The following is an 18,681-nucleotide window of genomic DNA, read 5'->3' on the forward strand; positions in this document are numbered from 1 at the left end:
GGTTTGCCATGGCTGATGTTTCCCTCAACGAAATCCGCAAGACCTTCGGCGCCGTCGAGGTCATCAAGGGCGTCGATCTCGACATCAAGTCGGGCGAGTTCATCGTCTTCGTCGGGCCATCCGGTTGCGGAAAGTCGACGCTTCTGAGGATGATTGCGGGGCTCGAGGACATCACCGCCGGCTCGCTTGCCATCGGCGGCAAGGACATGACCGACGAGGACCCGGCCAAGCGCGGCATCGCCATGGTGTTCCAGACCTATGCGCTCTATCCGCACATGACGGTTCGGGAGAACATGGGCTTCGCCCTGCGTTTCGCCGGCATGAACAAGAAGGAAATCGAGACCCGGGTGATGGAAGCCGCCCGCATGCTGGAGCTCGAACCCTATCTCGATCGCAAGCCGAAGGCGCTGTCCGGCGGCCAGCGCCAGCGCGTCGCCATCGGCCGCGCCATCGTGCGCCATCCGGATGTGTTCCTGTTCGACGAACCGCTCTCCAACCTTGATGCGGAACTGCGCGTGCACATGCGCGCCGAACTATCGGCTCTCCATGACCGGCTGAAGACGACAATGATCTATGTCACCCACGACCAGGTGGAGGCGATGACGCTGGCCGACCGGATCGTGGTGCTGCGCGGAGGCAAGGTCGAGCAGATCGGCACCCCGCTCGAACTCTTCAACACGCCGGCCAATCTTTTCGTCGCCGGCTTCATCGGCTCGCCGGCGATGAACTTCCTGCCCGCGACCGTGACCGACTACGACAATGATAGCCTGAAACTCAGCCTGCTCGGCTCGGAGGCGATGGAGGTGCCTTTCGAAGCCGCACGTCCCGACGGGGCTACGGTCACCGTCGGCGTCCGGCCGCAGCATATCCGCCTTGCCGAGGCGAACGAACCGGCGATCGACATGGCAATCAGTCTCGTCGAGGCACTTGGAACGGAAACCGTCGTCTATGGCGAGGCCGGTAACGGCGAGCGGCTGATGGCCGTGCTCGGCGGCCAGCATCAGTTGAAGACCGGAACCACCATCCGCGTCGCTTTCGATACGACCGCCGTCCACATCTTCGATGAAGCCGGCAAGCGCATCTCGCGCTGAACCACCGGCCCTTTGCCTGACCGCTTCAGATGCGCCGAGCGCCTGCAGCGCGTCGTTTATCGTCTCGTCCCTGCCCAAATCCGGCACCTGAAGCCGCCATCCTATACTTCCGTATAGCCACACCACACTTGTTTGCCGGTCTGTCATCCACGGATTTTCGTAAACAAGTGCTGGCGATTTCCGGGAAAAGGACGAGCCCCATGATAAAAAGGCGCATGCTTCTTTCCGCATTGGCAGCCACCCTGCTTTTCGGCGTCGGCGATCTCAGCGCCAGCGAGCTGCGGCAACCGGACGGCCCGATCATCCTCACGGTCGAGGGTGCTATCACCAACGTCAACACGCCCGACGGCAAGGCCGAATTCGACATGGCCATGCTCGATGCCCTGCCGCAGCGCCGTTTCAGGACGGCAACGATCTGGACCAGCGGCGTTTCGGAATTCTCCGGCCCCACCCTCACCGCTCTGCTCGCGTTTGTCGGCGCAAAGGGCAAGACGCTCAGGCTGACAGCGCTAAACGAATACGCGGTCGAGATGCCCGCGGCGGATGCGTTTGCCGATGGTCCGATCCTCGCCACCCGCAAGGATGGCCGGACGCTCTCCGTTCGCGACAACGGCCCGCTATGGCTCATATATCCGTTTGACGATGAGCCCGCCTACAAGACAGAAGTCACCTATTCGCGTAGCATATGGCAGTTGAAGTCGATCGAGGTCAAAGACTGAGCCATGCTGACGCTGCAGAACAGGAACGCCAACAGCCTTGAACGGCGCGACTGGCGCGGCGTCTACCTCATTGCAGCCCTCGCCATGCTGGCGGTCGCCATCCTGCTCTGTTTCCTCGCCTTCCAGCTCACGCGCGAACTTCACCGGCTGCAGGCGGCGTCGACGGACAATGTCCAGTGGTCGATGGCGCAGGCGCAGGTGGAACTGCTGACCCTGCGCGAAGCGCTCGATACCGCCTCCCATGATCCCGACGGCCGAACTCTTGCCGACCTGCGGCAGCGCTTCGACATCTTCTACAGCCGTGTCGATACGCTGAAGAACGGTTCATTCTTCGACGGCGAGCCCGATGATGCCAAGGCACCCCGGCTGCTTGACGGGATCTCCGAAACTCTCGATCGGCTCATCCCCGCCATCGACGGCAGCGATGCGGTATTGGCGGCAGCGCTGCCTGAAATGGTGGAAGCCTTCGCGGCCATCCAGCCAGCGGTGCGCGAGATCGCGCTCGAGGGTGTGCGGGTTCGCGCGGAACGCTCCGACCTCGATCGGCGCCTGTTTACCGAACTCGTCCTGCGCACCGCGCTGGTCGCAGGCATCCTTCTCATCGCCATGGTGCTGGCGCTTGTCATGTTCATCTGGCAGTTCCGGGTCGCCCGCCAGAAGACCGCGGAACTGCAGATGCAGAACCGCCTCCACGAGAGCGCCATCAATGCCTCGCTCGACGCCATCCTCGTCTCCGACGAGAATGCGCGGGTCCTCGATTTCAGTCCCGCGGCGGAGGCGCTCTTCGGATATTCGCGCGACGAAGTTCTCGGCAAGCGCACCGATCAGCTCATCATCCCGCCGGAAGAGCGCGAGCAGTTCCGCGAACGCCGCGCCAGCTATCTGGGCAAGGAAGTCGCCGAGGACGTGCATCTGTCGGGTCGGCTCGAAATCGACCTGATACGCGCCGACGGCACGCGCTTTCCGGCGGAGCTTTCCGTCGCGGTGATCCGCAGCGGAACCGGCCGGCTGATCGTGACTTATCTGCGCGACATATCCGACCGGTTGCGCACCCAGGAAGCCCTGACGCGGGCGCGCGACGATGCGGTCGCCACAGCCAAGGCAAAGTCCGATTTCCTGGCCGTGATGAGCCACGAGATGCGCACGCCGCTGAACGGCGTGATGGGCCTGCTCGACATGCTGAGCGAGACGCGGCTGACCCGCAAGCAGCGCGACTATGTGCGCACGGCCATCACCTCCGGCGAGATCCTGCAGCGCCATATCGACGATGTGCTGAACATCAACCGGATCGAATCCGGCGTGACCCGGCTTAGTCCGGGCCGGTTCGAGGTCTTGCCGCTCCTCACCGAGTTGAAGAAGATGAACGAGCCGGCAGCCCTTGCCCGCCACAACACGATAACCGTCGACGCGCCGTCCGGCGTCGTCTTCGCGCAGGACCGGCACGGCTTGCGCCAGGTGCTGATCAACCTCGTCGGCAATGCGGTGAAGTTCACGGAGAACGGCCACATCACCGTCACCGCCCGCCCGCAGGGGAGCGATGGTTCCATGGCGTTCGTGGTCGAGGATACGGGCATCGGCATTGCCGCGGAAGATGCAGCCCGGATCTTCGAGGATTTCGTGATGCTCGACCCGTCCTACAAGCGGACAGCACCGGGATCGGGGCTTGGTCTCGCGATCTCGCGGCGGCTCGTCGAGCTCATGGGCGGCGAGATCGGCGTGGAGAGCGAGCCTGGCCGCGGCAGCCGCTTCTTCTTGCATCTGCCACCGCTGACGGCGCCCGATGAGGCCGAAAGCGAGGCGGACGTCGAGCCCCCTCCGGCCGATCCCGGGCCCAAGACGCCGCTTTCCGTCCTCATCGTGGAGGACAACGAGACCAACCGCTTCGTCGCCCGCGAGATGCTGTCGCGTTACGGCTGCCAGGTCAGCGAAGCCCGCGACGGGATCGAGGGCGTCGAAGCCGCAGAGAAGACGCGGTTCGACGTCATCTTCATGGATATCAGCATGCCCCGCCTCGACGGGCTCGGCGCAACCCGGGCCATTCGCGGCGGCGATGGTGCCTCCCGCGAGACGCCGATCATCGGCCTGACGGCGCACGCGCTTCCCGAGGAACAGAAACAGCTTATCGAAGCCGGAATGCAGGATTGCATCGTCAAGCCGCTGCGCACCGCCCGGATCGCCGAGGTGATGGCCTCGCTTTCCGAACGCCGGACCACGGACGCGCCGGCACGAAAGCCGATTCCCTCCGGCCTCGTGGACCGGCGCACGGTGACCGAGCTTCTCGAAGCGCTGCCGCCCGAAATGTTCCGCCGGCAGATCGACCGTTTCATCAGCGAACTCGGCGAATCGCGCGAACGGTTCTGCGCACGGCCGGAAGACCGGCAGGATCTGGAAGCGCTTGCGGCCTGCGCCCACAAGATGGCGGGCTCCGCAGCCGTCTTCGGCGCCGTCGCGCTCAGGGCTCACCTGCTCGAAATCGAGTCGGCCGCCAGGCATGGCGAGCGAGACCAGCTCGACGCGCTCTGCGACAGCGTCCTGAAGACGGCCGAGCAGACCCTTGCCGCGCTGAAGACGATTGCCGACGACCCCGCCCTCTAGCGCGCCATCCAGTCCCAACCGGCTATACCGAAGCATAGTCGCGAAATCCGGATGGCACCTGCCACTGTCCGCCGGAGCGCGCAATTTCCCCGCCCGATCTCCTATTCTCATCCTGCAACGAGAGAGAACATCCTTCTTCGGAAGGGCGACCACGGAAGGAGGGTTGCACCGAAATCAGTCAGTCTCCGGCAAGGCGCGCAAAAGCCCGTTTTGCTCGAAACGTTCAATCCCATTCGACGGGGCGCCGTAATCCCGACGAATGCGGGCGCAGGAGGCAGGACAGTCGCTCCCAAAGCGCTTGCCGCGTCTGTCCACGCCGTCCAGAACAACTCCCCCCCGTGCTCCGGACGGCACAAGAACCCACCACGCCCGCATCGAAGAGCCCGCCGGTTTCCACCGGTGGGCTCTTCTGCATTTTCGGAACATTTGCCTCGGCGCCGTCGTTTTTCTTGGCGTAAAGCGTAGGAGCGGGACATGGCCTCAAGAGCAGTCTGGAAAGGGCAGATGCGGCTTTCGCTGGTGTCGATCGCCGTGGAACTCCACTCGGCGACCAAGCGGTCGGCCCATATCGGCTTCCGCCAGATCCACGAACCTTCGGGCAAACCCATCCACTATGAAAAGGTCGCCGAGGGCGTTGGGCCGGTCAAGGCGGATGACATCGTAAAGGGCTACGAGAACAATGGCGAGTATCTGCTGATCGACCCCGAGGAAATCGATGCGATCAAGCTCGAAACGAAGAAGACCTTCGAACTGGTGCAGTTCGTCGGCTCCTGCGAAATTCCGCCACTCTATTACGACAAGCCCTACTATGTCGTGCCCGCCGACGACCTTGCCGAGGACGCCTATCGCGTGATCCGCGACGCACTGCGCAAATCCGAGAAGACGGCGATCGGCCAGATCACCTTGCGCGGCAAGGAATATCTGGCCGCCGTGCGCCCCTGCGGCGACGGGCTGCTCCTTGAAACGCTTCATTATGCCGACGAGGTCCGCAATGCCGACCCGCTGTTCTCCTCGATCGAGGACGAGGCGAGCGACGAGGAACTGCTCGAGGTCGCGACCACGCTGATCGAGCGCAAGTCGGCGCCTTTCGACGCCTCGAACTTTCATGATCACTACCGCGAAGCCCTGCTCGAACTGGTCGAGAAGAAGCGCAAGAACCGCAAGACGCCGCGGACCACCGCCGGTGCGGACAAGAAGCGAGAGGGCACCAGCGACAATGTCGTCGACCTGATGAGTGCCCTGAAGAAGAGCGTCGAGGGCACGAAGAAGAAGCCGGCATCGAAATCGTCGGCAGTTCAGAAGAAGTCATCCTCGCGCACCAGCAGGAAGAAGGCATCCTAGATGGCTGAAGCCGACCGCCTTGCCGAATATGAACAGCGCCGCGACTTCTCGAAGACCCGTGAGCCGAAGCGCGGCGGGCCGAAAAAGGCCGGCAAGACGCTCGGTTTCGTCGTCCAGAAGCACGATGCCCGCCGCCTGCACTACGATTTCCGCCTCGAATGGGATGGCGCGCTGCTAAGCTGGGCAGTGACCCGCGGCCCGAGCGACGACCCCGGCGAAAAGCGCCTTGCCGTGCGCACCGAAGACCATCCGCTGGATTACGCCGACTTCGAGGGCACGATCCCCAAGGGGCATTATGGCGGCGGCACAGTGATGGTCTGGGACAGGGGCACATGGGAACCACTGCACGATCCGGCCGAAGGCCTGAAATCCGGCAAGCTGCATTTCAACCTCTCCGGCGAGCGGATGCAGGGCGGCTGGGCGTTGGTGCGCATGCGCCGCCGCAGTGGCGAAAAGCGCGAAAACTGGTTGCTGATCAAGGAGCGCGACGAGACCGCAAGCGACACGCCTGACGCACTGACCGAGAAGAACCTCAGGAGCGTCAAGACGGGCCGGTCGCTGAAGGGGATCGAATCCGACAAGCCGCCGAAGAAACCTTCGACAAGGCCCGCTAAGGCGAAAGCCGCCGAGAGCAAATCGGCGAAGAAGATGCCCGCCTTCCGGAAACCGCAGCTCGCGACGCTTTACGACACCGCGCCCGAAGGCGAGGACTGGCTGCACGAGACCAAGTTCGACGGCTACCGCTGCATCGCCGCCATTGCCGGCGGCAAGGCAAGGCTTTTCACCCGCTCCGGCAAGGACTGGACGGAGAAATATGCCGCCCTCGATGGCGCCTTCGAGGTGCTTGGCAACGAGACGCTGCTGATCGATGGTGAGATCATGGCGGCGGATATCCCGAAGGGACAATCGGCCTTCTCCGCCCTGCAGCAGGCGCTGCACGACGACGGCGCACTGGTTTTCTACGTCTTCGACATTCTCGAACGTGGGGGCAAATCGCTGACCGAGAAGCCGCTTTCCGACCGCAAGGCGGTGCTGGAACAGGCGCTTGCGCCTCTCGATCCCGATGGCCCGGTGCGACTCAGCACCTATATCACCGGCGACGGCAGTGATATCCTGAAGCAGATCTGCAAAGCGGGAGGCGAGGGCATCATCTCGAAGCGGGCCGATGCGCCTTATAGCCACAGCCGCACGAGCACTTGGCGGAAGGTGAAATGTACGAAGCGGCAGGAATTCGTCATCGGCGGCTATTCGCCGTCGGACAAGAAGGGGCGTCCGTTCTCGTCGCTGCTGGTGGGCCAGTTCGATGAGGACGGCGGTTTTCACTATCGCGGTCGGGTTGGGACCGGCTTTTCGGAGGAAACGCTGGAAACGCTCGCCGAAGAGTTTTCCGCGCGCGCCCGCAAGACCTCGCCCTTCGACGATGTGCCGGCCTCGATTGCCCGCAAGGCGCGCTGGGTAACACCGGAACTGGTGGCGGAGGTCGATTTTGCCGAGTTCACGGCTGACGGCCATATCCGCCACGGCGCCTTTCTCGGCCTGCGCGACGACAAGGAGGCAAAGACGGTGGCACCGGAGAAAAGCAAGGCAAGCGATGCGGTGAAGGTCGCCGGCATCGCCATCTCCCATCCCGACCGGCAGCTTTTCGGCAAGGCCGGGATCAGCAAAGGCGACCTCGCCGAATATTACGGACGCGCCGGCAAACGCATGCTGGAGGCGAGCGGCGAGCGGCCGTTTTCGCTGCTGCGCTATCCTTCCGGCATCGCGGATGAAGGCTTTTTCCAGAAGCACGCCGGCAAGGGCTTTCCGGACGAACTCACCGAGATCGATATCGAGGAAAAGGACGGCAGCACGGCGCAGTATCTCTATACGAAGAAGCCTGCGGGCTTCGTCGCCGCCGCGCAGTTCGGCACGATCGAGTTCCACGGCTGGGGTTCGCGCGTCGACCGGCTCGAACGACCGGACCGGCTGATCTTCGATCTCGATCCGGATGAGGGCCTCGGCTTTGCGGAAACGAAGAAGGCCGCCTTCGACATGCGCGACCTGCTTGAAGAACTCGGCCTCGCCGCCACTGCCATGGTCACCGGCGGCAAGGGCATCCATGTCACCGTGCCGCTGCGGCGCACGGTGAGCTGGGACACGCTGAAGATGTTTGCAAAAACCTTTGCCCATATCCTCGCCGAACGCGAGCCGGAGCGCTTCACCGCGACAATGTCGAAGGAAAAGCGCAAGGGAAAGATCTTCATCGACTGGCTGCGCAACGAGCGCGGCGCCACCGCGATCATGCCCTATTCCGTCCGCGCGCGAGAGGGCGCGCCGGTGGCGACACCGGTGACCTGGGAGGAGCTGAAGCCGATGAAATCCGCCGCCGCCTTCACCCTTCCCGACATGGACAAGCGGCTTGCCGCCCCCTGCCCCTATGTCAAAGCCTTCAAGGAGCCGCAATCGCTTTCGGCCAAGGTCATCGACAAACTGGAGAAGCTCGCCGATTAGGCCCCGCAACACCCATCAAACGCCCGCGAATGTAGGAGCATCCCCGACACGCGGAGCTCTGCCGTCAGGCAAAGGTCCGCCGCCGCGACGGCGGGCCTCAGTCATACGGCGGCGATGGTTTCTTCCACCGGTTCCAGCCTCAGCGACCGGCAATCCATGTCCTGAGAGCGGCCGGCAAGGTCGAGCACCTGCTGAAGTTCCGCACCGCGTTCGAAGGTCGGCTCGGCCGGCTCTTCGCCACGGATCGCGGCAATGAAGCGATCGTAGATCGTCGGGACCTTCGGGCACTCGATGTCGGTCCAGGTCTCGTTCAGCATTGCCTCGGGGCCGATGCAGCCGCGCAGCACGCTTTCATTGCGCTCGAACAGCACCTGCAGTCCGCCGAGATCGCCATAGATGCGCAGCCTCAGATCGTTGTGATGGCCGGAGGCGAAGCGAGTGGCGGAAATCGTGCCGATCGCCTCGTTGGCAAGCTTCAGATGCATGACGAAGCTGTCATTGGCATCGAGCGTGTATTCACCGATCTTGCCGCCCTCGGCCTTGCCGAACACGGCGGTGCGGCACGATACGGATTCCGGCGCGATGCCGGCGATGAAGGTGGCGAAATCGATGATGTGGATGCCGACATCGCCGAGCACGCCCTTGGAGCCGTGTTCGGTCGAAAGCCGCCACAGCCAGCCGGGCTCCGTGCGCCAGTCGCCCCAGGCCGCCTGTGTCAGCCAGCTCTGCAGATAGGAGGCCTCGAAATGGCGCACCGTGCCGATGGCACCCTCGGCCACCAGTTCCGCGGCCTTCTGCAGGGCCGCGACATTGCGGTAGGAAAGGTTGATCATGTTGACCACGCCCGCGTCCTTCGCCTTCGCCGCCATCTCGGCCGCGAATTCATAGGACGTGCTGAGCGGCTTTTCGCAGAGCACATGCTTGCCGGCGTCAAGCAGCGGCAGGGTCGTGGCATAATGGATGCCGTCCGGCGTGACATTGGAGGCGGCATCGAAGTCGCATTTTTCCAGCGCTTCGGTCAGCGATGTATAGCGGCCGGGAATGCCATGCTTGTCGCAGAAGGTGTTCAGCACGTCCGGCCGTGTATCGACGCCGCCGACAACCTCGACGCCCTCCATCTCCTTGAACGACTGCGCATGCACGCGGGCCATGCCGCCCGTGCCGATAATCAGCACACGAACCGGTTTCTTCGTCTTCTTCATCTCATCGGTCTCCCGAATTGGGCGTAGCGCCCGGTGTTTTTCTGTCCTGGATGGCTTTCTTCACCAATCTCCCCCCTTGAGGGGGAGATGCCCCGACAGGGGCAGAGGGGGGGGCCCTATCGGCTGGTTCGGAGATTGCGGCTTATAGGGCTTGCGCCCTTCACCCCTCTCTGTCGCTTTCGCGACATCTCCCCCCCAAGGTGGGAGATCGGTTGGAGCAAGGGGCGGTTGCCGTAGTTCAGAAACCCGCCTTACCGGAACCCGGCCTCGCCGGCTTGATGCAGCGTGACGCCGCGTTCCTCGATCTTTTCCGGCGCCTTGTCGACGGGGACGTTCGGGGCAGCGGTCGAATCTGCCAGGCGGGCGGCGGGGTTGTGGGCCCAGTGCACGGCGTTGGTGATGACCTTCAGGACGTTTTCGTTGTGATAGGTCGGGTAGGTCTCGTGGCCGGGGCGGAAATAGAAGACGTTGCCGGCGCCGCGCTTGTAGGTGAGACCGGAGCGGAACACCTCGCCGCCCTGGAACCAGCTGACGAACACGGTCTCCAGCGGCTCCGGAACGCCGAAGGGCTCGCCGTACATCTCCTCGTTCTCGAGCTCGAAATAGTTGTCGATGCCGGCTGCGATCGGGTGGTTGCGGGAGGTCACCCACAGCCGTTCGCGCTCACCCGCCTCGCGCCAGGTGAGGTTGCAGGGCGCGCCCATCAGCCGCTTGAACGGCTTGGAGAAGTGGGCGGAATGCAGGAAGATCATGCCCATGCCGCCCCAGACGGCCTCGCAGACACGCTCGACAACCTTGTCGTCGACATCGCCGTGGGCGGCGTGACCCCACCAGATCAGCACATCGGTGTTGGCAAGCCGCTCGGCCGTCAGGCCGTGCTCGGCATCCTGCAGCACCGCGGTCTCGGCGCTGATGCCGGCATCCTTGTTCAGCGCGCCGGCGATGCAGGCATGCATGCCGTCCGGATAAAGCTCCGCGACCCGCTTGTTGGTTTTCTCATGCACGTTTTCACCCCAGACGAGGGTCCTTATCGTCATCGTTTTCTTCCTTCATGCTGGAGGCGCCGGCGAACCCGGCCCTCGATCCTTTAATGCTCAGGCGACCGGCGCGGTTTCCGAAAGCGGCAATCCATCCTTGTCGAAGCGATGGATGAAGCCGGGATCGGACGGCGCCAATGACACCTCGGTGCCAATCGCCGTATCCAGCTTGCCGCCCTGGCGCACCGTCAGCGGCTCCTCAGCCCCGATATCGACAAACAGGTGGTGGTCGGAGCCGAGGTCTTCCGTGTGGATGACCTTGCCCTGCCACAACCCCTCGCCGGCGCCGACGATATCGATATGCTCCGGCCTGATGCCGAGTGTGGCGCAATCGAAACGGTCGGCAAAGGCGCCGGTGAGAAAGTTCATCTTCGGTGACCCGATGAAGCCGGCGACAAAGAGATTGGCAGGCTTTTCGTAGAGCTCGGAGGGCGTGCCCACCTGCTCCACCCGGCCGTCGCGCAACACGCAGATCCGGTCCGCCAGCGTCATCGCCTCCACCTGGTCATGCGTCACATAGACCATGGTGACATTGTCCATTTCATGATGCAGCCGGGCGATTTCGAGGCGGGTCGCGACACGCAGCGCCGCGTCGAGGTTCGACAGCGGTTCATCAAACAGAAAGACGCGTGGGTCGCGCACGATCGCGCGGCCGATCGCCACGCGCTGACGCTGGCCGCCGGAAAGCTGGCGCGGCAGCCGGTCGAGCAGATGCTCGATCTGCAGCATTTCGGCCGCCTTGCGCACCCGCTCATCCATCTCCGCAGACGTCGCCTTGGCAAGCTTCATGCCGAAGGACATGTTCTTGTAGACGGTCATGTGCGGATAGAGCGCGTAGGACTGGAACACCATGGCGATGCCGCGCTTCGAGGGGATGACGTTGTTCATCCGCTGGCCATCGAACAGCAATTCGCCGCCGGAGATGCTTTCGAGCCCGCAGATCAGCCGCAGGAGCGTCGACTTGCCGCAGCCGGACGGGCCGACGAAAACCATGAATTCGCCCTTCTGGATTTCGAGGTCGATACCCTTGATGACCTCGATGGCGCCGAAGGATTTGCGGAGTTTTTTCAGTTCAATCTGAGCCATTTTTGCCTCCCGTCAGCCCTTGACCCCACCGGCGGTGAGGCCGGAGACGATCTTGCGCTGGAAGATGAGAACGAGCAGCACCAGCGGCACCGTGACGAGGACGGATGCGGCCATGATGGTGCCCCACGGGGTTTCGAACTGCGATGCGCCGGACAGAAGCGCGATCGCGACCGGCACCGTGCGCTGGGTCTCGGATGCGGTGAAGGTGAGCGCGAACAGGAATTCGTTCCAGGCCGCGATGAAGGCGAGAAGTCCGGTCGTCACCAGCGCCGGCCACAGAAGCGGCAGGAACACCTGGGTGATGATGACCCACGGCGTGGCGCCATCGACGATCGCCGCCTCCTCGATTTCAAGCGGCAGATCGCGCATGAAGGTGGTCAGCACCCAGACGGTGAACGGCAGGGTGAAGATCGTGTAGGAGAGGATCATCGCCCAAGGCGTGTTGAAGATGCCGAGGAAACGGACCAGCTCGAACAGGCCGGCAAGCACCGCGATCTGCGGAAACATCGAGACCGCGAGGATGGTCATCAGCAGCAGCGCCCTGCCCCGGAACCGGACACGGGCCAGCGCATAGGACGCGGTGACGGCGAGGAACAGCGCGCCAAGCACCGTGACCGAGGCGATGAACACCGAGTTCAGCACCGAACGCGGAAAGTTGCGCGCCGTCAGCACCGAGACATAGTTGGCGAAGTCGATGACTTCCGGCAGGTAATTGACCCGGAAGAGAGCCGTGCCGGTCTCAAGGCTCGTCAGGATGGCGTAGTAGAACGGGAACACCGCGACCACGACGATCAGGAGAACGGCGAAGTAGAAGGCGACCTTCTTGATGATATCGGTGGCTGTCATCGTGCATCCTTCCCGCCGAGATCGACACGGCCGAGCCAGATATAGAGGATGACGAATAGCGCGATGATGGTGAACAGCAGCGTCGACTGTGCCGAGCCGTAAGCGAACTTGTTGAAGTCGATCATGTTCTCGCGGCTGATGATCGACATTGTCTTGGTCGCCGCCGAATTCGGCGTCAGCACGTAGATGAGGTCGAAGATGCGCAGCGCATCGAGCATGCGGAAGATTACCGCCACCATCAGCGCCGGGCGCACCAGCGGCAACGTCACGCGGAAGAACACCTTCACCGGATTGACGCCATCGACCTTCGCCGCCTCGTAGATGTCACGCGGGATCATCTGCAGGCCCGCAAGGCAGAGCAGCGCCATGAATGGCGTCGTTTTCCAGATATCGACGATCAGCACCGCGATCATCGCGGTATCGATATTGGCGGTCCAGGCGATCTTGTGGTCGATCAGGCCGAGCTTGAGCAGCATGTCGTTGATGATGCCGAACTGGTCGTTGAACATCAGGCCCCACATGCGCGCCGAGACGATGGTCGGGATCGCCCAAGGGATGAGGATCGCGGCGCGCACGATGCCGCGCCCGACGAAACGGGCATTCAGCACCAGCGCCACCAGCAGGCCGAGCACGGTTTCGATCGACACCGAGATGATAGAAAAGCGCACGGTGTTCCACACCGCGTTCCACCAGTCGGCATCGGCGAGCGTGCCCCGCCACAGCACCCGGCCGGAGGAAAGCTCGCGGCGATAGAGATAATTGTCGAAGCCGATCCACTTGCCGCCATAGAGATTGTCGAGCGTGGTGTCGGTGAAGGAGAAGTAGATGGAGCGCAGAAGCGGCCAGGCGGCGACGCAGAACAGCATCACCAGCATCGGCACGAGAAACCAGAAGGCGGCGCGGCGGCGCTGATCCTCAAGGCTTCGCTCGCGCCCGCCGCCTGTGGCGGGGGGAAGCGCGGACGAGGTTTCGGTCATGGCCCGTTTCCTGTCGGTTACTGCCGCCGCCATTTCCGGCGCGGCCGATGGAAGATGGGACGGCGCAAGAACGCCGCCCCGACCAACAAAGGAGCGTTACCAGCCGCTGCCCTTCAGATCCTCAAGGTCAATCTCGAGGATTTCAAGGTTTTCAGCGGCAGTGCCGTCGCCGGCCAGCGTATTGTGGACGGCCGACCAGAACAGCGAGGAGACCTCGTTATACTTGCCCTTTGTGGGGGCGGACGGCCGCGGAACGGCGTTCAGGAACACCTCTTTCCAGCGCGGAATGATCGGCTGCTGCTCGGCGATTTCCGGATCGTCATAAAGCGCGACGAGCGTCGGCAGGTTGGTCTGCTTCAGGGCGCGTTCCTTCTGCGCCTCGGGGCCGGCCAGATACATGGCAAGCGAGACGGCGGCCTCCTGATGCTTGCTGTATTTCGACACGGCGACATTCCAGCCGCCAAGCGTTGCTGCCGGCGATCCGCCGTCCGGGCCGGCCGGCAGGGTCGTGACGTCGAACTCGCCCTTGATCGGGCTCGAATCGTCATTGCCGAGCGCATAGGCATAGGGCCAGTTGCGCATGAACACGGCATTGCCGGTCTGCCAGACGCCGCGGGCCTCCTCTTCCATGTAGGCGAGCACGCCTTCCGGCGAGATCGTGTTGATCCAGGAAGCGGCTTCCTCTACCGCCGCCGCGGCCTTGGGATTGTTGATCGAGATCGTGCCGTCCGGCTCAACGATCTGGCCGCCGCCATAGGACTTCACCCATTCCAGCGCGTCGCAGGTCAGCCCCTCATAGGCGTTGCCCTGCCAGACATAACCCCACATGTCGGCATTGCCGTCGGCCCGCTCGCCGTCCTGGATTTCCTTGGCGGTCTCGGCAAGCTCCGTCCAGGTCTTCGGCGGTTCCTTGCCGTATTTGTCGAGCAGGTCCTTGCGGTAGTAGAGCGCCGGCGCGTCGGTAAAGATCGGCATCGCCACGAGCTTGCCGTCAACGGTCTGCGACTGGATGATCGAGGGGAAATAGTCGTCGATGACATCCTTGGCGGCATCGCTCAGATCGACGAAATGATCGGCAAGCTGCGGCGCCCAGATGACGTCGGTCTGGTAGAGATCGACATCGGCGTTACCGGCGGCAAGCCAGAGGCGGTACTGACCGAACTGGTCCGTGGTCGACGACGGCATAGGCACGATCTTCGCGGTGTTGCCGGTTTCATCCTCCCACGGCTTCACCAGATCCTTGAAGTTCTGCACTGCCGTGCCCGTGTCACCCGAAACGATGGTGACCTCGACGGCAGAAGCGGGTACCGCAAGACTTGCGAAAAGTGCTCCGCCTGCGGCAAAATATGCCAGTCTGTTCAGTCGCTTGACCATGAATTCCTCCCTTGAAGACAGCCGACACTCCCATATCGGCGAACACCGTTTCTTGATTTACGTGAAATCCGAAACGTTTCGGGAGGGTAGGCTCGCAAATGCGTTCTGTCAACGGGACAAATCGGAGGGCCGTGGACGACGACCTTACACAGTGGCGACGGAAGCGCGCTCGATGAACACCGTGCGGCCGATTTCCTGCATCTGCGCAAGCGGATAGCCGCCGTCGATGGCGCGGGCGAGGAAGGTCGCCATCGGCTTCCAGCTTTCCGACAGGGCACTGGCGGTCACGGTGAGCGGCGGATTGAAGCGCTCGGAATCGAATTCGAACAGGAGATCGTCATGGGCAACCACAGAGACATCGCCCGGAATCGACAGCCCCGCCGCCTCGACCGCGCGATAAACACCCTTTGCAATCCGTGTGTTACCGCAGATCACCGCCGTCGGTCGCTCAGCCATGTGGGCAACGAAACGCACGCTTTCGACAAGGCCCGCGCTTTCCGTCATCTCGACGGCAACATGAAGCGTCTCGTCATAGGCAATCCCCGCCTCGGCAAGCGCGCGGGCATAACCTCTCTGCCGAGCCTCGACGAATGTCAGCGAGCGAAGACCGTTGATGAAGGCGATGCGACGGTGTCCACGCTCGATGAGATGGCGCGTGAGGCGATGGGCGACCTCTTCATTGTCGATATCGAAATAGGGGTGGGCGCTGTCGGGCGCGGCGCGGCCATGGACCACGAAGGGCACCTCCCGCTCGCGCAGGAAGGCAATACGCCGGTCATCGACCACAGGATTGAGGATCACGAAGCCATCAAGCGTTCGGCTGTCGACCAGCCGCCGATAGACCTTGATCTCGTCATCCGTCAGCCGGCCGACATGCAGCATGAACTGCAGGTCATGCTCGGCAAAGAACTCAGAAAGCCCGCATGTCGTCTCCACGAAGAGCGTATCGGGCGGCACTTCCGAACGATTTCGGAAGACCAGGCCGACAGTGCCGGAGCGGCCGGAAACCAGCCGCCGCGCCGCAATATTGGGTATATAATTCAAGATTTTGGCGGCTTCCATCACCCGTTCCCGGGTGGCCGCGCTCACATCGCTGTGGCCATTCAGCGCCCGGCTGACCTGGGTGACCGACAGCCCCAGCGCCCGGCTCAAATCCTTCAGTGTTGTCATCGTATCCCGAAGCGCAAATCGAATTTCTCGCGCCTTTCCTCGCACTTATCTTGCCAAGGGCGGCAGCGGCAGGCAAGTCGCGTCAACCGAAACGTTTCGGATATCCTGCCCTGCAGCAGCCTCCGTTCGCATCCGCACGCGCTTTCCCGAGGCTCCCATTCGGCTTTGTGGACTTAGTCACCGCCAAACTAATCGAGCGCCTTGACGAACCAGAGGCCATCTTCGCGATCCTGCCGCGTCAGGCCGATATAGCTATAGAATCCCTGCGCATTTTCGTTCGTCCGGCTGACACCGAGATGGACACCACGGGCTCCGGCAGCGGTCAGCGCTTCGAGCTCCGTCGCGATCAGGCGCCGGCCCCAGCCACCCGATTGCAGCGGTGGCAGGAGATTGATGTGGAGATGGGCAGGATATCGCCGGGCGATATCGACCGGCTGATATCGCGGTGCAGTAATATAGGAAAGCACATTGCCGTCGAGCGGCTTCTCGACCACGCACTCGGCATAACGACGCCTCAGCCTCGGCCACCAGGCCTCGTCGAGCCGCTGTTCGAAGGCGGCCGTATCCGGCGTGCCGACGATATAGCCCATGGCCGTGCCATCGACATCAACGACGAAACAGAAATCCGGAGAGAATTCGAGATAGGGCACGGCCCAGACGAGACCCGGATAATCCGGATCACTGTAGAGCGCGCTGGCGTCCCCGCCGGAATCGGCGGTTTTCAGGCAGATGTCGAAAAGCGCCTGGCGATCTTCGGGCCGGGCACGGCGGATGAACGGTTCTGCGGTCATGAAAGGTCTCCGATGAACGAAGCGGCAAGGCCGGATCGCGGGCTCATAGCCCGCCGGATCGGCAGAAGCATGGCAAGGCCTCAGGCGGCGCCGACGCGCAGGAAATCGTGGAAATGGACGATACCGACCGGCCTTCGCTCGTCGTCGACGACCATCAGCGCCGAGATATTGTGCTTGTTCAGCAAGGCGAGCGCGCTCGAGACGAGCATGTTCGGCCTCACCGTCTTCGGCTCCGTCGTCATGATGTCCTGAACGCTGAGGCCGCTCAGGTCGCGCGACAGGTGGCGGGCGAGATCGCCGTCGGTGATGATGCCGGAAAGCCGTCCGGCCTCATCAAGCACGCCGACGCAGCCGAAACGCTTCTGCGACAGCACCATGATCGCCTCCGGCACGCGCGTGCCGAGGCGCACCAGCGGCATCCGGTCGCCGCAATGCATGATATCCTCCACATGCGACAGCAGCGCACCGAGCTTGCCGCCCGGATGATAGACCCTGAAATCGGTCTCCGAAAAGCCGCGCATCTCAAGAAGCGCAATCGCCAGCGCATCGCCGAGCGCGAGCTGCATCGTCGTCGACGTCGTCGGCGCAAGGCCGTGAGGACAGGCTTCATCCGCCTTCGGCAGGATCAGCGCGATATCGGCGGCCAGCGCCAGCGATGACTGGCGGCCGGCGGTGATCGCGATCAGCGGAATGGCAAAGCGGCGGGTATAGGCCACGAGTGCGGTCAGCTCGCTGCTTTCGCCGCTCCAGGAGAGCGCCAGCACCGCATCATTCTGGGAGATCATGCCCATATCGCCATGATTGGCTTCGGCGGGATGGACGAAAAAGGCCGGCGTGCCGGTGGAGGCGAAGGTCGCCGCGATCTTGGTGCCGACATGGCCGCTCTTGCCGACGCCGGAGACGATCACGTGGCCCGCCGTCTGCTTCAGAAGGATCGCGGCCTTGGCAAAGGGATCGGAAAGACCATTGGCGATCGCGTCCGCCAGCGCATCAAGGCCCTTCCGCTCGTAATCGACGGTTCTCAGCGCCGAGGCGGCGGCTTCTGCCGCCAGAATGTCCATTTCGTCAGCCATGATCGCTGGTAGCCCCTTTATCTGTCGCAATCAAGTGAGCCGCCGCATCCAGTCGAGCGCAAGCTCCGTCCATGCAGCATGCGTGCCGGTGCGGTCGCGGAGCGCGAAACCGTGCGGCGCTGCGGCGAAGACGTGGGCATCGACGGCAAGCCCCTCTGCTGCTGCCGTTTCGACAAGCCGCAGGGCATGCTCGACCGGCACGGAGCGATCGTTCAGCGCATAGGCCAGGAATACGGGCATTTTCGGATGGGCATGCGGGTGGCCGGCTAGGCCGACCGGCCAGTCGTCATAAAAGTCCTGCTTTTCAACGGGCGGATAATCCGGCTTGCCGGGCGGAAACTTGTGGTTCCGGTGGTTGGCATTGAGCGGCGCATAGCCGATCACCGCGCCTTGCGCCATCAGCCGGTGCTGCTGGCAGGCCATGACGCCGGCAAGGTGGCCGCCGGAGGACAGGCCAACGTGAAAGAGCGGCAGGTCCGGGCCGGTCTTCGCCAGGTGATCGAGCGCGGCGAGACCATCGGAAAGCGCGACATCCTTCGGATGAACGCCGCCATCCCCCGTCGGGGCGCCCGGCAATCTGTGCACCAGAACATGGGCATCGACACCGATGCCGTTCAGCCAGCGGGCGACCTCGACACCCTCCTTGTCATAGAAGAGCCTGGTGTAGCCGCCACCGGCATAGACCAGCGCCCGGGCGCAGGGGCGATCCACGGTGAAGGCGTGCAGTTCGGGGCGGTGGACATTGGCGAAGAACCGGTTCGGCGCCTCGCCTTCGAGGCGGTTTTCCGCACCCTGGCGGAGAATGGTGATATCGGGGAAGGGCATGGACATTCCAGACGAAAAAAGCGGCGCATGAAGCGCCGCCCTTATAGCATTTCCAGTTGATCGC

At 63.2% G+C, this 18,681-nt stretch carries 15 protein-coding genes; 5 read left to right on the top strand and 10 right to left on the bottom strand.

Annotated features, from left to right (window positions below; translation table 11 throughout):
- Window positions 1-8 precede the first annotated feature (8 nt).
- The 5 genes from TM49_RS01310 to ligD all read left to right on the top strand — a co-directional run bounded on the left by TM49_RS01310 (window position 9) and on the right by ligD (window position 8,236).
- Complete coding sequence (locus TM49_RS01310) at window positions 9-1,091, top strand: ABC transporter ATP-binding protein (protein ID WP_045679205.1); 1,083 nt, start codon at window positions 9-11, stop codon at window positions 1,089-1,091.
- Window positions 1,092-1,291: 200 nt separating this feature from the next.
- Window positions 1,292-1,810 (top strand): putative pterin-binding protein, encoded by a 519-nt coding sequence (locus TM49_RS01315; RefSeq protein WP_045679206.1) that lies wholly within the window; start codon window positions 1,292-1,294, stop codon window positions 1,808-1,810.
- Between the two features lie 3 nt (window positions 1,811-1,813).
- Window positions 1,814-4,405, top strand: coding sequence for a PAS domain-containing hybrid sensor histidine kinase/response regulator (locus TM49_RS01320; RefSeq protein ID WP_045679207.1), 2,592 nt, complete (start codon window positions 1,814-1,816; stop codon window positions 4,403-4,405).
- Window positions 4,406-4,879: 474 nt separating this feature from the next.
- Complete coding sequence (ku, locus tag TM49_RS01325; RefSeq protein WP_045679208.1) at window positions 4,880-5,746, top strand: non-homologous end joining protein Ku; 867 nt, start codon at window positions 4,880-4,882, stop codon at window positions 5,744-5,746.
- A complete protein-coding gene (ligD, locus tag TM49_RS01330; RefSeq protein ID WP_045679209.1) occupies window positions 5,747-8,236 on the top strand; it encodes a DNA ligase D in 2,490 nt (829 codons plus the stop codon).
- A gap of 101 nt (window positions 8,237-8,337) precedes the next feature.
- Here ligD and TM49_RS01335 read toward each other — a convergent pair whose 3' ends face one another.
- The 10 genes from TM49_RS01335 to TM49_RS01380 all read right to left on the bottom strand — a co-directional run bounded on the left by TM49_RS01335 (window position 8,338) and on the right by TM49_RS01380 (window position 18,617).
- Window positions 8,338-9,438: a Gfo/Idh/MocA family protein gene (locus TM49_RS01335; protein ID WP_045679210.1), complete on the bottom strand. Its 1,101-nt coding sequence runs from the start codon at window positions 9,436-9,438 to the stop codon at window positions 8,338-8,340.
- A 251-nt stretch (window positions 9,439-9,689) separates the two neighbouring features.
- The gene (locus tag TM49_RS01340) at window positions 9,690-10,475 is read right to left on the bottom strand and encodes a ThuA domain-containing protein (RefSeq protein WP_045679211.1); all 786 of its coding nucleotides are present in this window, start codon (window positions 10,473-10,475) and stop codon (window positions 9,690-9,692) included.
- 57 nt (window positions 10,476-10,532) lie between these two features.
- Window positions 10,533-11,561, bottom strand: a complete 1,029-nt coding sequence (locus TM49_RS01345; protein WP_045679212.1) for an ABC transporter ATP-binding protein — start codon at window positions 11,559-11,561, stop codon at window positions 10,533-10,535.
- Window positions 11,562-11,573: 12 nt separating this feature from the next.
- On the bottom strand, window positions 11,574-12,407 hold the full coding sequence (locus TM49_RS01350; protein WP_045679213.1) for a carbohydrate ABC transporter permease: 834 nt from the start codon (window positions 12,405-12,407) through the stop codon (window positions 11,574-11,576).
- The gene (locus TM49_RS01355) at window positions 12,404-13,384 is read right to left on the bottom strand and encodes a carbohydrate ABC transporter permease (RefSeq protein WP_045679214.1); all 981 of its coding nucleotides are present in this window, start codon (window positions 13,382-13,384) and stop codon (window positions 12,404-12,406) included. Before TM49_RS01355 ends, TM49_RS01350 begins: the two co-directional genes overlap by 4 nt.
- A 96-nt stretch (window positions 13,385-13,480) precedes the next feature.
- Window positions 13,481-14,758, bottom strand: a complete 1,278-nt coding sequence (locus TM49_RS01360) for an ABC transporter substrate-binding protein (RefSeq protein ID WP_045679215.1) — start codon at window positions 14,756-14,758, stop codon at window positions 13,481-13,483.
- A 144-nt stretch (window positions 14,759-14,902) separates the two neighbouring features.
- The gene (locus TM49_RS01365) at window positions 14,903-15,928 is read right to left on the bottom strand and encodes a substrate-binding domain-containing protein (protein WP_045679216.1); all 1,026 of its coding nucleotides are present in this window, start codon (window positions 15,926-15,928) and stop codon (window positions 14,903-14,905) included.
- Between the two features lie 188 nt (window positions 15,929-16,116).
- Window positions 16,117-16,719, bottom strand: a complete 603-nt coding sequence (locus TM49_RS01370; protein WP_045679217.1) for a GNAT family N-acetyltransferase — start codon at window positions 16,717-16,719, stop codon at window positions 16,117-16,119.
- Between the two features lie 80 nt (window positions 16,720-16,799).
- Entirely contained in the window at window positions 16,800-17,792 is a 993-nt protein-coding gene (locus tag TM49_RS01375) for a KpsF/GutQ family sugar-phosphate isomerase (RefSeq protein WP_045679218.1), read from the bottom strand.
- Window positions 17,793-17,822: 30 nt separating this feature from the next.
- Entirely contained in the window at window positions 17,823-18,617 is a 795-nt protein-coding gene (locus TM49_RS01380) for an alpha/beta hydrolase (RefSeq protein WP_045684578.1), read from the bottom strand.
- Window positions 18,618-18,681 lie beyond the last annotated feature (64 nt).

It is taken from the genome of Martelella endophytica (assembly GCF_000960975.1).
GTDB classification, from domain to species: domain Bacteria; phylum Pseudomonadota; class Alphaproteobacteria; order Rhizobiales; family Rhizobiaceae; genus Martelella; species Martelella endophytica.